This window comes from Halorubrum sp. CGM5_25_10-8B, assembly GCF_005435095.1.
Lineage (GTDB): Archaea > Halobacteriota > Halobacteria > Halobacteriales > Haloferacaceae > Halorubrum > Halorubrum ezzemoulense.
In genome coordinates this window covers 51,140-64,912 of the sequence record NZ_SGTY01000001.1, presented here as the reverse complement: position 1 = coordinate 64,912, position 13,773 = coordinate 51,140, and the positions used below count along the sequence as shown (strand labels likewise).

At 71.6% G+C, this 13,773-nt stretch carries 16 protein-coding genes; 6 read left to right on the top strand and 10 right to left on the bottom strand.

Annotated features, from left to right (window positions below; translation table 11 throughout):
• Positions 1-4 precede the first annotated feature (4 nt).
• The 6 genes from trpG to EXE51_RS00320 form a co-directional block, all read right to left on the bottom strand.
• Positions 5-598 carry an anthranilate synthase component II gene (gene trpG, locus EXE51_RS00345; protein WP_137691837.1) on the bottom strand — a complete coding sequence of 198 codons (594 nt, stop codon included), beginning with the start codon at positions 596-598 and terminating at the stop codon, positions 5-7.
• Entirely contained in the window at positions 595-2,286 is a 1,692-nt protein-coding gene (gene trpE / locus EXE51_RS00340) for an anthranilate synthase component I (RefSeq protein ID WP_094519523.1), read from the bottom strand. The genes trpG and trpE overlap by 4 nt, the downstream gene beginning before the upstream one ends.
• The gene (locus EXE51_RS00335; RefSeq protein WP_086219377.1) at positions 2,283-2,927 is read right to left on the bottom strand and encodes a phosphoribosylanthranilate isomerase; all 645 of its coding nucleotides are present in this window, start codon (positions 2,925-2,927) and stop codon (positions 2,283-2,285) included. Before EXE51_RS00335 ends, trpE begins: the two co-directional genes overlap by 4 nt.
• Entirely contained in the window at positions 2,927-4,000 is a 1,074-nt protein-coding gene (gene trpD, locus EXE51_RS00330; protein WP_049929811.1) for an anthranilate phosphoribosyltransferase, read from the bottom strand. Before trpD ends, EXE51_RS00335 begins: the two co-directional genes overlap by 1 nt.
• A 151-nt stretch (positions 4,001-4,151) precedes the next feature.
• A complete protein-coding gene (locus EXE51_RS00325; protein WP_137691836.1) occupies positions 4,152-4,850 on the bottom strand; it encodes a universal stress protein in 699 nt (232 codons plus the stop codon).
• A gap of 158 nt (positions 4,851-5,008) precedes the next feature.
• Positions 5,009-6,292: a tRNA pseudouridine(54/55) synthase Pus10 gene (locus tag EXE51_RS00320; protein ID WP_086219375.1), complete on the bottom strand. Its 1,284-nt coding sequence runs from the start codon at positions 6,290-6,292 to the stop codon at positions 5,009-5,011.
• A gap of 121 nt (positions 6,293-6,413) precedes the next feature.
• Here EXE51_RS00320 and nth point away from each other — a divergent pair, with 121 nt between their 5' ends.
• The 6 genes from nth to EXE51_RS00290 all read left to right on the top strand — a co-directional run bounded on the left by nth (position 6,414) and on the right by EXE51_RS00290 (position 10,820).
• Entirely contained in the window at positions 6,414-7,097 is a 684-nt protein-coding gene (gene nth / locus EXE51_RS00315; RefSeq protein ID WP_049929815.1) for an endonuclease III, read from the top strand.
• Positions 7,098-7,248: 151 nt separating this feature from the next.
• Entirely contained in the window at positions 7,249-7,806 is a 558-nt protein-coding gene (locus tag EXE51_RS00310) for a DoxX family protein (protein ID WP_049929816.1), read from the top strand.
• Between the two features lie 197 nt (positions 7,807-8,003).
• Positions 8,004-9,083, top strand: a complete 1,080-nt coding sequence (locus EXE51_RS00305; protein ID WP_094579636.1) for a glutamate--cysteine ligase — start codon at positions 8,004-8,006, stop codon at positions 9,081-9,083.
• Between the two features lie 88 nt (positions 9,084-9,171).
• Entirely contained in the window at positions 9,172-9,771 is a 600-nt protein-coding gene (locus EXE51_RS00300) for a winged helix-turn-helix domain-containing protein (RefSeq protein ID WP_137691835.1), read from the top strand.
• Positions 9,772-9,861: 90 nt separating this feature from the next.
• Positions 9,862-10,356 (top strand): phosphopantetheine adenylyltransferase, encoded by a 495-nt coding sequence (locus EXE51_RS00295; RefSeq protein ID WP_094579638.1) that lies wholly within the window; start codon positions 9,862-9,864, stop codon positions 10,354-10,356.
• Entirely contained in the window at positions 10,353-10,820 is a 468-nt protein-coding gene (locus tag EXE51_RS00290) for a hypothetical protein (RefSeq protein WP_137690320.1), read from the top strand. The genes EXE51_RS00295 and EXE51_RS00290 overlap by 4 nt, the downstream gene beginning before the upstream one ends.
• A 36-nt stretch (positions 10,821-10,856) precedes the next feature.
• Here EXE51_RS00290 and EXE51_RS00285 read toward each other — a convergent pair whose 3' ends face one another.
• The 4 genes from EXE51_RS00285 to EXE51_RS00270 form a co-directional block, all read right to left on the bottom strand.
• Positions 10,857-12,284, bottom strand: a complete 1,428-nt coding sequence (locus EXE51_RS00285) for an FAD-dependent oxidoreductase (RefSeq protein ID WP_137691834.1) — start codon at positions 12,282-12,284, stop codon at positions 10,857-10,859.
• Between the two features lie 122 nt (positions 12,285-12,406).
• Positions 12,407-12,844: an RNA-binding protein gene (locus EXE51_RS00280; RefSeq protein ID WP_086219220.1), complete on the bottom strand. Its 438-nt coding sequence runs from the start codon at positions 12,842-12,844 to the stop codon at positions 12,407-12,409.
• A 21-nt stretch (positions 12,845-12,865) separates the two neighbouring features.
• Complete coding sequence (locus EXE51_RS00275; RefSeq protein WP_137691833.1) at positions 12,866-13,054, bottom strand: DUF1918 domain-containing protein; 189 nt, start codon at positions 13,052-13,054, stop codon at positions 12,866-12,868.
• 100 nt (positions 13,055-13,154) lie between these two features.
• On the bottom strand, positions 13,155-13,736 hold the full coding sequence (locus EXE51_RS00270) for a hypothetical protein (protein WP_176454919.1): 582 nt from the start codon (positions 13,734-13,736) through the stop codon (positions 13,155-13,157).
• Positions 13,737-13,773: the final 37 nt, after the last annotated feature.

The following is a 13,773-nucleotide window of genomic DNA, read 5'->3' as shown; positions in this document are numbered from 1 at the left end:
ACCCTCAGACCGAAGTGAGGAAGTTCCGGACGAGGTCGTGGCCCGACCCGGTCAACACGCTCTCCGGGTGGAACTGGACCGCCTCGATCGGGTGTTCGCGGTGACGGATCCCCATCACGATCGACTCGCCGTCGTGGTCCGTGGTGGCCGTCACCGCGAACGCGTCGGTGACCTCGGTCGCCGCGAGCGAGTGGTAGCGGCCGCCCCGGAACCCCTGGTCGAGCCCGCGGAACACGCCCTCGCCGTCGTGGTCGACGGGGAACGCCTTGCCGTGAACCGGTTCCGGCGCGTGCCCGACGGTCCCGCCGTACTCGTACACGGCGGCCTCCAGACCGAGGCACACGCCCAGCGTCGGCACCGTCGGCGAGAGGTCGCGCAACACCGGCATCGTCACGCCCACGTCGCGGTCGTTCTTCGGGTGGCCCGGCCCGGGACTGAGGATCACCGCGTCCGGATCCGCGGCCTCGACCTCGGCGAGCGACGCGGTGTTCTTGAACACCTCGACGCCGACCGGCTCGCCGTCGATCGTCTGGTCGGAGACGTACTCGACGAGGTTGTAGGTAAACGAGTCGAAGTTGTCGACGACGACGACCTTCATCGCTCCGCCTCCGAGCCGGTGGCGATCGGGTCGGCGTCGCCGGGCTCCCGGTCGGCGTTGCCGCCCTCGTCGGCTGCGTCCTCGCGGATCCGGTCGATCGCGGTCAACACGCCGTCCATTTTCTGTTCTGTCTCCTCGTACTCCGCGGCCGGGTCGGAGTCGGCGACGAGCCCCGCGCCCGCCCGGACGCCCACGACCGACTCGTCGCCCGACTCGTCGAGCGTCGCGGTCCGGATCACGATCGCGAAGTCGGCGTCGCCGGTCCACGAGTAGTAGCCGACGCCGCCGCCGTACGCCTCCCGCGGCGTCGTCTCTAAGTCGTCGATGATCTCCATCGCGCGCACCTTCGGCGCGCCGGTGAGCGTGCCCGCGGGGAACGTCGCGCGCGTCGCGTCGAACGCGTCGGCGTCGGCCGCGAGCGTCCCGGTCACGGTCGACTCGATGTGCTGGACGTGACTGTACTTCAGCACGTTCATGAACTCCTCGACCCGGACGGAGCCGGGCTCCGAGACGCGCCGCACGTCGTTGCGCGCGAGGTCGACGAGCATCGTGTGCTCGGCGCGCTCCTTCCCGTCGGCGAGCATCTCGCCCGCGAGCCGGCGGTCCTCGACCGGGCTGGTCCCGCGCGGACAGGTCCCCGCGATCGGGTTCGAGACGACGCGGTCGCCCTGGACGGAGACGAGCGTCTCGGGGCTCGCGCCGACGACGCTCCGGTCGTCGTGGCGCAGCACGTACATGTACGGCGAGGGGTTCACGTCGCGCAGCGCCGCGTACAGGCCGAGCGAGTCCACCTCGCCGCGGAGTTCGCGGCTGCGCGAGATCACGCCCTGGTAGATGTCGCCGTCGAGGACGTGTCGCTTGGCCGTGCGGACGGCCTCCTCGTACTCCCCGCGCGGGTCCGCGGACTCCTCGCGGACGCGCACGCCGTCGGGGTCTGGCGGGGCGGCCTCTCGCAGTTCGGCGGCGACGCGCTCGGCCTCCGCGAGGAGGTCGTCGTACACCGCGGCCGGGTCGTCGTCGACGCCGATCACCGGGGTGAACACGAGTTCGGCGCCGCCCTCCCGCTCGTCGAACACGACGGTCCGGGTCGTGAGGGCGAACTCCGCGTCCGGGAACTCGGTCTCGGGGCGGTCGACACCGACCTCCTCTAACCAGAGGTCGTAGACCGCCTCGTACGCGAGGAAGCCGACGAACCCGCCCGAGAGGATCTGGCGGTCGGTGTCGGGGAAGCCGCGCAGGGCCACGTCGGGGAACGCGGCGCGGACGCGGTCGACCGCGTCGCCTTCGTCCGGGCCGAGGCCGGGCACGGTCGTCGCGGCCCCCGCGTCGCCGTCGAGCCCGTCGCCGAGGAACTCGGCCGCCGGGCCGAGCTCGGTCACCTCCGTGCGATCCGGGTGGACGGAGACGACCGCCTCCGGGTCGTAGCCGACGAACGAGTAGCGGGCGTGCCGGTCCGCCTTCCCGCCGTTCGTGAACGCGCCGTCAGGGTCGCTGGAGGCGACCTTCTCGCCGGACTCCAGGAGGAACCCGTACGGCCCCTCGCCGACGAGGGTCGCGTACGCGCCGAGCGGGGTCACGTCGGCGTCGAGCGACGCGGACGCGCGGACGACGACCGGCTTCTCGGCATCGGCGGCCAGATCGACGAACTCGGCCTTCGAGCGGTCGAGCGAGGGGGCCGCGTCGCTCATGCCAGCTCCATCTCCCGGCCCGCGTTGGCGACGAAGCGGGCCACCGCGTTGTGGTCCTTCCGGCCGCCCTCGATCTCGACGCCCGACGCCACGTCGACCGCGAACGGGTCGGCGACGCGGACCGCCTCGGCGACGGTGTCTGCCGTGAGCCCGCCAGCGAGCACGACGGGCGTGGTGAGTCGCTCGGCGAGCTCGCCGGTCGCGCGCCAGTCGTGCGTCTCGCCGGTGCCGCCCGCGCCCGAGTCGTCCGTGGAGTCGACGACGAAGGCGTCGACCGCGCCGTCGAACTCCTCGGCGCGGGCCGGGTCGTCGGCGTCGACCGTGAGCAGCACCTTGCGCTCCGTCTCCGCGCGGATGTAGCGGAGCTCGTCAACGGTCCACTCGCCGTGGAGCTGGATCGCGTCGGGCGCGGTCGTGCGGGCGAGCTCGACCGCGCGCTCGGCGGACTCGGGCATCGTCACGAGCGTCGCGGTGACGAACGCGGGCACGTCCGCGAGCAGCTCCGCCGCCTCGGCGGGGTCGACCTCGCGCGGCGAGTCGACCGGCACCTCCGTGATCACGCCCACCGCGTCGGCCCCCGCGTCGACCGCGGCGCGGAGGTCGGCCTCGCGCGTGATCCCGCAGATCTTCACCCGCGCCATCAGTCGTCGTCCTCCGCGGTCGTCGCGCCGTCCGCCGCTCCGCTCGTCCCCGCGTCAGCCGGGGGCGCCTCGTCGCCGTCGCAGAGGGCCGCGAACTTCTCGGCGGCCGCGCCGGAGTCGATCGCCTCCGCGGCGCGCTCGACGCCCGCGGCGAGGGTCTCGGCCTCGCCAGCGACGTAGACGGCCGCGCCCGCGTTCGCGAGGATCAGGTCGCGCTTCGGACCGGTGACCGAGCCGTCGACGATCCCACGCAGGTCCGCGGCGTTCTCCGCGGGCGTCCCGCCGGCGACCGCCTCGATCGGGGCGCGGTCGAGCCCGAGGTCGGCGGGCTCGATCGTGAACTCCGTCACGTCCTCGCCGTCGACCTCGGCCGCGACCGTCTCGGAATGGATTCCGATCTCATCCATGCCCGCGCCGTGGACGACGAGCGCGCGCTCGACGGGCATGTGCGCCAGCGACCGCGCGATGACGGGGACGAGGTCGGGGTCGTACACGCCGAGCACCTGCGCGTCGGCGCCGGCGGGATTGGTGAGCGGGCCGAGGACGTTGAAGATCGTCCGCATCCCCAGTTCCTTGCGCGGACCGATGACGGCCTTCATCGCCGGGTGGAAGACGGGCGCGAGCATGAAGCCGATCCCGTCGTCCTCGATCGCCGCCTCGACGGCTGGCGGCTCCGCCTCGACGTCGGCCCCCGCGACCTCCAGCACGTCCGCGCTGCCCGAGGAGGAGGAGACCGAGTAGTTGCCGTGCTTGGCGATCGGGACGCCCGCGCCAGCGGCGACGACGGCGGCGGTCGTCGACACGTTGATCGTGTCGTGGTCGTCGCCGCCGGTGCCGCAGGTGTCGACGAGCGGCTCGCGGTCGGGCTCGATCGTGCGCGCCGCGTCGCGCATCCCCTGCGCGAACCCGGCGATCTCGGCCTCGGTCTCGCCCTTCGCCCGGAGCGCGGCGAGCAGCGCCCCGATCTGGGCCTCCGTCGCCTCCTCGAAGACGAGCCGCGCGGCCTCGCGCGCCTCCTCTACGGTCAGATCCTCCCCGTCCGTCACGCGCTCGACCGTGTCGTTGAGATTCATTGTGTCCACCGATGTAGTATTCCGCGTTATGATGTACAAGTATGTACACTGTTTTAACGCTGTCGCCGAGACGTGAGACGGTAACACGCAGTCAACGGGGCCGAGAACGGCGAAAACGGGCCTTTGTCGTAGCAACGACGGCGGTCGGCGCCTACTCCGCGTCGAGGGCGGTCGACCCGTCGGCCTCGACGACGACGACGGGGACCTCGGCGTCGCCGACGACCGTGTCGGTCGTGGAGCCGAACACGAACCGGCCGACAGTACCCGTCGTCGGCGCGCCCACGACGACCAGGTCGTAGTACGCGGACTGCTCGACGACCGCGCCCGCCGCGGTCCGGTCCTCGACGAGCCACCGGTCGGCGCGGTCGAACCCGGTGAGCCGGTCCTCGGCCCCGTCGAGGAGTCGTTCCCCCGCCGCGGCGTAGTCGGGGTCGGCCGCGCCGGCGGGGGCGACGGTCCCGGAGGCGTCGTCGTCGGGTGCCGCGTCGGCGAGCGCCGCGTCGGAGGGCACGACGTGGAACAGTTCGAGCCACGCGTCCGTGGCGTCCGCGATCTCCCGGGCGACGTCGACGGTGGCTCCGGAGTGCGGCCCGGCCCCGACGGCGACGAGGACCGAAGAGACCCGGTCGGGTCGCTCCGCGCGGTCGGCACCGTTCAGCGATACGTCGGCGGCGGTCGGAACCGCCCCCGCGTCGTCGACGGCGGGGCGGATCACGGGGTCGCCCACCGCGGGCGAGCCCGCGCGACCGGCGTCGCCGGCCGCGGTCGAACCGTTCGACTCGCCGCCGGGGGCGCCGTTTCGGGTGCCACCCTCTCGGGCGTTTCCGCCGTCGGCGTCGCTCCCGTTCATATTCGAACGTCTGACGCTCGTCAGATAAATCCCGTTGATTCCGCGTCCGCGGCCGGCTCGGTACGGTGCGTCGGGGCCTCCGACCGGAGCGGGCGGCGCCGGATCGGATCGACCGGACCGGACGAGATGCGACGGCATCGGCCGGGCCTCGGAGCGCGCTACTCCCGGAAGAACTCGTCGCGCTCGAACGGCTCGTCTTCGCCCTCCACCGCGAGGACGTCGAGCGCGGTCACCTCGGCGCCGACGCCGAGCAGGCCCGCGAGGCTCGGCTCGGTCCGGCCCTCGTCGCCGGAGATCAGCTCCTTGATGTAGAGGCCCCCCTCGCCGCGGATCTCGACGGTCGCGTGACGCGCGTCGTCGAGGTCGGCCGTCGCTTCGTACACGTCGCGCTCGCGCGTGATGCTCGCGCGGCGGTGGTCGACCCGGTTCGGCGTGTACTGCTCGACGGTCGCCCCCTCTAGCGTGGCGACCGCGTCCGCGAGGGCGTCGGCGTCCACGTCGGCGTCGAACGTCACCGCGGCGCGGTACCGCTTCGCGGCGTCGTGCTCCTTGACGCGCTCGACCATCTCGTAGGTCGCGAGGCGGAGCCCCTCCACCTCGACCGCGCCGTCGGCGAAGGCGTTGATGTCCGACTGGAGGCGGTCGGTGTCGACCCGGCGACGGCGCGGCTCCTCCACTTCGACCACGAACGGGCGGCCGGTGCCGAGCATGAGCGCGTCGACGTCCTCGCGGCCCGCGCCGTGGAACGTCGCCTCCGTCCCGTCCATCACGTCCTCGACGACCGGCGCGGTGTACTCCTCGACGCTGTCGTCGTACAGGTAGCCGGAGCCGCCGCAGTGGTCGCAGGGGTCGGCCCCTTGCCGCCCGGAGCCCTTACACTCGCGACAGGGCCACTCGGTCTGGGGGATGTCCCGCTCCAGTTTCCTGTAGCGGCCGTAGACGAACGTGGAGTTCACCTTCGCGTCGATCTCGTCTTCGGCCAAGTCGATCGTGAACTGGACGTCGGGGCGGTCGAAGGAGACCTCGACGCCCGTGAGCCGCCCGAACCGCTTGCCGACCTCGCGGTTGAACTCCGACTTGAACGGCTCGCCCGCGTCCTCGTCGAGGCCGGCGTCGGCGCGGAGCAGCGCCTCGTTCTCCTCGATCAGCGGTGGCGGGCGCGTGCCGACGTTGTAGGTGGCGAACTCGACGCCCTCGACCGCCTCGGCGGCGCGGTCGGCCCAGTCGTCGAACGCGGCGCAGCGACCCTCGCACACCCAGCAGTCCGCGGTGTCGACCGCTTCGTGGTCCTCGTCGTCGCGCAACGCCAGCGACACGCGGAGCGCCGAGCCCCGGTCGGCGTTCGACAACCCGAAGCTCCGGTCGGCGACGAGCCGGCCGAGGCAGGCGTCGCACACCGGCCCGGTCTCTGTCGCGCGGGCCGCGACGTCGAGTACGTCCATACGCTCACCAGCGCGCCGCGTGGTAACTGTCTTACTACTCGGCGGGGCGGGCAGCGTGCCGATCCGTCGCGGCGGGGCGCACAGTCGGATCGTTCAATGTCGCCCGGACGGAGGGATTCGTATGGGAACGCCACTCGATCCGCGTGAGGAGCAGGTCGCCGAGGTCCTCGACCGGCTGTACGAGGAGTACCCTGACTCGACAATCTCGCTCAACTACTCGAATCGGCTGGAGCTGCTCATCGCGGTGATCCTCTCCGCGCAGTGTACGGACGAGCGCGTGAACAAGGTGTGCGCAGACCTGTTCGAGACGTACGAGACGCCCGAGGAGTACGCGAACGCGCCCCAAGAGGAGATGGCCGAGGCGATCAACTCGATCACCTACTACAACAACAAGGCGAAGTACATCCGCTCCGCGTGCGCGGACATCGCGGAGGAGCACGACGGCGAAGTGCCGGACACGATGTCCGAGCTGACGGACCTCGCGGGCGTGGGTCGCAAGACCGCGAACGTCGTCCTCCAGCACGGCCACGACGTGGTCGAGGGGATCGTCGTCGACACCCACGTCCAGCGGCTCACGCGGCGGCTGGGGGTCACCGAGGAGGAACGGCCAGAGGCGATCGAACAGGACCTGCTGGACGTCGTCCCCGAGAGCGACTGGCAGCAGTTCACTCACCTCATGATCGACCACGGGCGCGCGACCTGTACCGCGATCAACCCCGACTGCGCCGACTGCGTGCTCGCCGACATCTGTCCCTCAGAGAAGGGGGACGCCGAGGTCGACCTCGCCAGCGGCGAGGCGTGGTGAGCCCGGAGAAGCGGTCCGATCCGATGAAGTTCGGGGATTGTATTTAAAGACCCGACAGATAGGGGGCCAGGTCGAATTCGTCTCGGCGAAGGGGAACCCGCTTTCCGGTTTATATACTCGTCCGGCGTATTCGCAAGTGAGGAGAGACACAATGTCCACGAAGACCACAAACGAGTTCGGCGGCGAGTTCGGCGGAATCACGTTACTGGGGAAGGCGCACTCGCTGTCGGCGCTGTTCATCGTCCTGCTGCGGGCGACCATCGGCGGGATGATCCTGTTCGCGGGCCTCGGAAAGGTCTCGGAGTGGCCGTTCGACGCCAGCGGCTACCTCGTCCACGCGCCCGACGCGGCGAGCCCGGTCAGCGGCCTGTACGCCGCGATGGGGTCGACGCCGTGGTTCGTCGAGTTCGCGAACGTGTTCGTGCCCGCGACGCAGCTGCTGATCGGCACGGCGCTGATCCTCGGCGCGTTCGTCCGCCTGGCCGCGCTGGGCGGGGCGATACAGATGACGCTGTTCTACCTCGGCGGGTGGAGCGGCGACTTCCTCGCACTGTTCGACTCGACGCTGGTGTACGCGATGGTGTTCCTCACCGTGGCCGCGTTCGGCGCGGGCCGTGTCCTCGGCCTCGACGCCTACATCGAGCAGATTCAGGTCGGCGGGCAGGCGCTCGTCGAGAAGGTCCCGGCGCTCCGGTACGTCCTCGGCTGAACGGGACGCGGGACCGAGCGTCGCAGCCCCCAGCGCGCGAACGCGCGCCGCCGACTCGTTTTCGACGCGCGGAGTGCGGTTCGGCCGATTCTATCTTCCCACTCGATTCACCTGCCCGAGCGCTCGTCGGAGAGCGACGGCGCCGCGCCTTCCGCCTTCCAATCCTTATAAGAGCGAGCGACCGGTACGGAGCGGTAATGGAACTCGGTTCACGGGACGCGTTCTCCCGGATGGGGACGCTCGGCATCGAGGAGGAGTTCTACATCGTCGATGCCGAGGGCCGCCCGACGTCCGGGACCGACGACCTCGTGTACGGTCGCGACCCGCCCGCGGCGGTGCCGGAGGGGTTCGACCACGAGCTGTTCGAGTGTACGATAGAGGCCCAGACCGAAACGATCGAGGAGGGTGACGACCCCGCCGAGGCGCTCGCGACGGTCCGCGAGGCGCTCGTCGACCACGCCGCCGCCGACGGCTACCAGATCGCGGCCGCGGGGCTCCACCCGACAGCGAAGTGGCGCGAGCTCGACCACGTCCAGAAGCCGCGGTATCAGGCGCAGCTGGACCGCATCCAGTATCCCCAGCACCGCAACGTGACCGCGGGGCTCCACGTCCACGTCGGCGTCGACGACGCGGACAAGGCGGTCTGGGTCGCGAACCGGCTACGGTGGCACTGCCCGGTGCTGCTCGCGCTGTCGGCCAACTCCCCGTTCTGGAACGGGTTCGACACCGGGCTCGCCTCGGCCCGCGCCAAGGTGTTCGAGAACCTCCCGAACACCGGGATCCCCTCCGCCTTCGAGGACTTCGACGCCTTCCAGCGGTACGAGCGCCGGATGGTCGAGACGGAGTCCATCGCGGACCGCGGCGAGCTGTGGTTCGACGTGCGCCCCCACACCGGGCACGGGACCGTGGAGGTCCGCGCGCCCGATGTACAACGCGACCCGGCGATCACCCTCGCGCTCGCGGAGTACGTCCGTGCGCTGGTCGTCGACTACGCCGAGCGGTACGAGGACGGTGAGTCGCCCCGCTCCCTGCGCCGCGAACTCCTCGACGAGAACAAGTGGCGCGCGATCCGTCACGGCCACGACGCCGCGTTCGTCGACCGCGACGGCGAGGAAACGACCGCGCTCGGCGAGGTCGTCGACGCCGAGTGCGACCGACTCGGGATTTCGGGGATCCGCGAGGTGTACGAGGCGGAGAGCGGCGCCGCGCGCCAGCGCCGGATCCGCGAGGAGTCGGGCGTGGACGCGCTGTGTTCGGACCTCCTCGTGAGACCCTGACGACGCTCAGGACGATCGGCGTCGAAGCGTTTCGTCGGAACGAAAGCGACGAGAAACCCTTTTGCCCGCGTGGGCCCCTGTTTCGGATATGACCACGGACGACACAGCCGCCGAGCCGGTCGACGACCCGGAGGAGTCGCCGACGGACCGGACGCGGGAGGAGCTTCGGAAGACGAAAGAGCGGCTCAGCGAGGGCGCCGACCAGGCGGTGAAGGGGTTCGACGACAACGTCGTCGACCTGCTCGCGTGGCTGCTCGACACCGAGACTCGGGCGCGCATCTACGTCTACCTGCGCGATAACCCCCACAGCACGAGCGACGAGGTCGCGGACGGGACCGGCCTCTACCCCAGCACCGTCCGCGAGGCGCTCGCCGAACTCCACGACGAGGGGACCGTCGAGCGCGGCAAGCGAAAGGCGGAGGGGGCGGGCAACAACCCCTACGAGTACGAGGCCATCGCGCCGAGCGAGCTGGTCCGCGGCGTCGTCGGCGACGTTCAGGCGGAGCTGAACGCCGTCTTCAATCTCGACCGGCGGCTCGGCGGCGAGTCGCCCGACGGCGACACCGAACCCGTCCAGATATCCGTCGACGCCGAGGGCGACGGCGGGGACGAGGGCGGCGACGCCAGCGTGAGCGAAGCCGACGACGGCGCGGAGGGCGACGGAACGGACGACGAGACGGAGAACTGAGCCGGTCGACGACTCGGCCCCGCCGCCCGACTTCACCGGGCCGGGACGCGGTTCGGGACGTTTTAAGTTTGACCCGCGCAACGGAGAGGCATGAACGTCGCGCTGGGAGGTACGTTCGACCCCGTTCACGACGGCCACCGCAAGCTGTTCGAGCGGGCGTTCGAGCTGGGTGACGTCACCGTCGGTCTCACCTCCGACGAGCTGGCGCCGGAGACCCGCCACGTCGACCGGTACGTCCGCCCGTTCGACCGGCGCGAGCGCGACCTCGAAGCGGAGTTGGCGCCGCTGGCCGAGTCGCACGGGCGCGACTACGAGGTCCGCGAGCTGACGGAGCCGACCGGCATCGCGGTCGAGCCGGAGTTCGACGCGCTGATCGTCTCCCCCGAGACGAAGGCGGGCGGCGAGCGGATCAACGATATCCGTCGCGAGCGCGGGCGCGATCCCCTCGACTTGGTCGTCGTCGACCACGTCGCGGCCGAGGACGGCGAGCGCATCTCCTCGACGCGGATCGTCGCAGGCGAGATAGACGAACACGGCAACCTCACCCCGGACCGCGAGGGGCGGGGGGCGACGCGACCGGAATGACCGACGCGAACGCGACCGAGGGCGACGCGGGCGGGGCCGATGGTGCCGCTTCCGGTCGCGCGGCGCTCCGGCGGATCGCGCTCGGCGAGACGGGCTTCGAGCGAGCGACGGTGTGGAGCGCGGTCGGGCTCGCGCTGTCGTACGTCGCCTTCGACGCGACGGCGGCGGTCGGCGTCGGCGCCCCGGCGACCACCGGCGTCCTCGCCGCGGTGGCGGCGGTCGGCGCGGTCGCGTTCGCCGCGACCGGAGGCGGCGCCCTCCCGACGGCCCTCCTCGCGTACGGGCCCTTCGCAGGGACCCTGCTGCGGGGGCTCGGACCGACGCCGTACGCGGTCCCGGGCGGCCTCGGCGGCCCGCCCCTCTCGGCGGTCACCGCGCCGCTCGCGCTCGCCGCCGCCGCTGCGGTCGCGGTCGGCTTCGCGGCGGCGGTGGTCGGGTTCCTCGTCGGTCGGATACGGGAGTGAGCGACTTCGTCCGGGCCGCACCGCCGTCGCCGCCGTTCAGTCCTCGATTTTTCCGTTCAACACCTTCGCGGCGACCAGTATCGGGTCCCACACCGGACTGAACGGCGGCGCGTACGCGAGGTCGAGGCGCTCTACCTCGGGAACGGTCATGTCCGCCTCGATCGCGGTCGCGAGCGTGTCGATCCGGATCGCCGCGCGGTCGGTGCCGACGACGCTCCCGCCGAGGAGTCGCCTCGTGTCGCGGTCGGCGACGAGCGTCACCTCGGTCTCGGCCGCACCGGGGTAGTAGCCGGAGCGCGACCCCGCGGTCACCGTCTCGCTGACCGGGTCGAACCCAGCCGCCTCGGCCGCCTCGGGGTCGAGGATCCCGACCCGGGCCCCCTCGGTGTCGAACGCCTTCACCGCCGCCGTGCCCGCGATGTCCCCGACCGGCGCGGGATCCCCCGCGACCGTCGCACCGATCGCGCGACCGGCGCGGTTCGCGGTGAGTCCGAGGGGCATCCAGTCGGGCTCGCCCGTCACCGCGTGGCGCGCGGTCGCGCAGTCGCCCGCCGCGTACACGTCCGGGAGGCTAGTCCGGCCGTGGTCGTCCACCCGGACCGCGCCGCCCGGTCCGAGGTCGACCCCGGTGCCGTCGAGCAGTTCGGTGTTCGGTCGAATCCCGACCCCGACGACGGCCATGTCGACCGGAACGCGGTCGCCGCCGACGTCGATCGCCTCGATCCGCTCGTCGCCGACGAGCGCCTCGACCGGGGCGTCGGTGCGAACGCTGACGCCCTCGGCCTCGAGCGCGGTTTCGACGCGGTTCCCGACCGCCTCGCCGAACGGCGAGAGGAGGTGCCCGGACCGGTGGAAGACGCGGACGTCGACCCCGCGCTCCGAGAGCGCCTCGGCGACCTCGACGCCGACGTACCCGCCGCCGACGACCGCGGCGGTCTCGGGGGCCGGCATCGCCGCGTTGCGCTCGACGCGGTCGCGGTCGACCGCGCTCACGTCGACGCGGTCCGAGTCGTAGTCGTCGGGGTCCGCGACGTACGCGTCGATGGCGGCCGCCGTGTCCATGTCGTGAAGCGTGAACGCGCCGTCGAGGCCGCGCACGTCGAAGGGGCCGGAGTCGGCGCGCGCGCCGGTGGCGACGAGGAGGTCGCCGTACGCCTGCTCGACTCGATCACCGTCGGCCGTCTCGACCGTGACGCGCTTCGCGTCGGGGTCGACGGCGACCACCTCGCGGCCGCGTCGGAGGTCGATCCCCCGCTCGTCGACCTCGCTCGGCGACAGCGACAGGAGGTCCGACATGCGGTCGACGTAGCGGGCGATGAAGTACGGCATCCCGCAGTAGGCGTACGAGATCCAGCGACCCTTCTCGAAGACGACGACCTCTCGGTCGGGCGCCTCGCGACGGAACTTGCTGGCCGCGCTCAATCCAGCCGCGTCGGCGCCGACGACCACGAACGGATCGGTCATGACGTGACATCGACGGGACGGGTGAAAAAGTCACGCCGCGGGTGCGGCCGGGGCACGCGACCGGGAGAGCGCGGCTCGATCGCGCGGCCGTCGTCGATCAGTTGTCGCCGAGCAGTAGTCTGTCAGTCGTCGTCGGCCAGCCGCGAGAGCGTCTCGCGGGCGTTCGCGACCGCCTTCTCCTTCTTCGCCGGGTACGCCTCGACCTTCGTGCGGACGGTGAGACCCGGGCCGAGGCGGACCTCGTCGCGGAACGCCGCCTGTTTGTCGAGGCGGAGGAACAGCGCGCAGTTGTCGTCGACCCGCTCGTCGAGCTCGTCGAGGACGCGGTCGAGGTCCTCCAGCTCTGCGAGCCGGTCTAACACGTGTCGCATCTCGTCGGCCCGCTCGACCCGCGCCGAGAGCACGACGATGCGGTCCCCGTGGTGCCCCACGTTCTCGACGCGGTCGAGTTCGACCTCGTCGGGGAGGAGGGAGTACAGCGCCTGCTCGACCCGTTTGACGTCTTCGGTGGCGTACGAGAACGCGCGGAGGTCGACGTAGTGGAAGGGGACTTTCGGCATGCGGGACGGGTGGGGGCGGCGTTACTCCTCGCTCTCGACGGCGTCGAGCGCGTCCTCGGGGACGCCCGTCTCCTGGCCGTCCTCGAAGCTGACCGTGTACGTCGCGTCGCCGAACATGGTCTCCATCACCTGCGTGATCGTGCCCGACTCGCCGTCGTACTCGCTGTGTTTGTCGTGGAACACGACCTCGTCTTCCTTCTCGAAGCTCATGGCGTTTCGTTCCGCCGGGACGGTTAAAAGCGCGCGGATCCCGACTGAGAGGACGCGGACCGCGCGCGGGGGAACGGGCGGGACGGCGACCCGCGTCGCCTCACGTCACCGCGAGCAGCACCGCGCCGAACGCGGTCATCAGCGCGACCCCCACCGCGAGCCAGACGACGGCGCTGTCGGCGGCGAGCGCGACTCCCACCGCGGCGACGACCGCGATCAGCCCGAACGCCGCGCCCGCGACCCCGCCGCGCCGAACGAGTCGGTCGAGCGCGTTCACCGCGCGCTGCCCGGGCGGCACCTCCGGGGTCTGCTCCGGGGGGGCGGAGAGCGTCTCGTCGACGGCGACGGGCTCGCTCGGGGAGTCGGGCGACGGATCGACCCGCACGTCGACGTAGCGCGTGTTCGACCCGTAGCCGGTGACGATCTTCAGCTTGCCGCGGACCCGCTCGTCGACGTCGGCGGTCGACACGTGGACGTGACGGGTGGCCTCGTCGGCGACGAAGTGGTTCCCCTCGTCGAGCGTCGCCACCCGGTCCAGCTCGTCGTCGAAGTGAAGGTGGACGTGCGTCGAGCGGCCGCTGTTCTCGAGCACGACCGGGAACGGCCCGTCGGTGACGAACGAGTCCGGCGCGTCGATGTCGTGGACCGCCTCCCCGTTCAGTTCGACGTCGAGTGTCGGCACGGGTGGAACCACGACCCCGCACTAAAAAAAGATTCAC

Bases quoted from the DNA above. Each gene is read 5' to 3' on its own strand.
- trpG (WP_137691837.1), bottom strand. From the start codon at position 598: ATGAAGGTCGTCGTCGTCGACAACTTCGACTCGTTTACCTACAACCTC.
- trpE (WP_094519523.1), bottom strand. From the start codon at position 2,286: ATGAGCGACGCGGCCCCCTCGCTCGACCGCTCGAAGGCCGAGTTCGTC.
- EXE51_RS00335 (WP_086219377.1), bottom strand. From the start codon at position 2,927: ATGGCGCGGGTGAAGATCTGCGGGATCACGCGCGAGGCCGACCTCCGC.
- trpD (WP_049929811.1), bottom strand. From the start codon at position 4,000: ATGAATCTCAACGACACGGTCGAGCGCGTGACGGACGGGGAGGATCTG.
- EXE51_RS00325 (WP_137691836.1), bottom strand. From the start codon at position 4,850: ATGAACGGGAGCGACGCCGACGGCGGAAACGCCCGAGAGGGTGGCACC.
- EXE51_RS00320 (WP_086219375.1), bottom strand. From the start codon at position 6,292: ATGGACGTACTCGACGTCGCGGCCCGCGCGACAGAGACCGGGCCGGTG.
- nth (WP_049929815.1), top strand. From the start codon at position 6,414: ATGGGAACGCCACTCGATCCGCGTGAGGAGCAGGTCGCCGAGGTCCTC.
- EXE51_RS00310 (WP_049929816.1), top strand. From the start codon at position 7,249: ATGTCCACGAAGACCACAAACGAGTTCGGCGGCGAGTTCGGCGGAATC.
- EXE51_RS00305 (WP_094579636.1), top strand. From the start codon at position 8,004: ATGGAACTCGGTTCACGGGACGCGTTCTCCCGGATGGGGACGCTCGGC.
- EXE51_RS00300 (WP_137691835.1), top strand. From the start codon at position 9,172: ATGACCACGGACGACACAGCCGCCGAGCCGGTCGACGACCCGGAGGAG.
- EXE51_RS00295 (WP_094579638.1), top strand. From the start codon at position 9,862: ATGAACGTCGCGCTGGGAGGTACGTTCGACCCCGTTCACGACGGCCAC.
- EXE51_RS00290 (WP_137690320.1), top strand. From the start codon at position 10,353: ATGACCGACGCGAACGCGACCGAGGGCGACGCGGGCGGGGCCGATGGT.
- EXE51_RS00285 (WP_137691834.1), bottom strand. From the start codon at position 12,284: ATGACCGATCCGTTCGTGGTCGTCGGCGCCGACGCGGCTGGATTGAGC.
- EXE51_RS00280 (WP_086219220.1), bottom strand. From the start codon at position 12,844: ATGCCGAAAGTCCCCTTCCACTACGTCGACCTCCGCGCGTTCTCGTAC.
- EXE51_RS00275 (WP_137691833.1), bottom strand. From the start codon at position 13,054: ATGAGCTTCGAGAAGGAAGACGAGGTCGTGTTCCACGACAAACACAGC.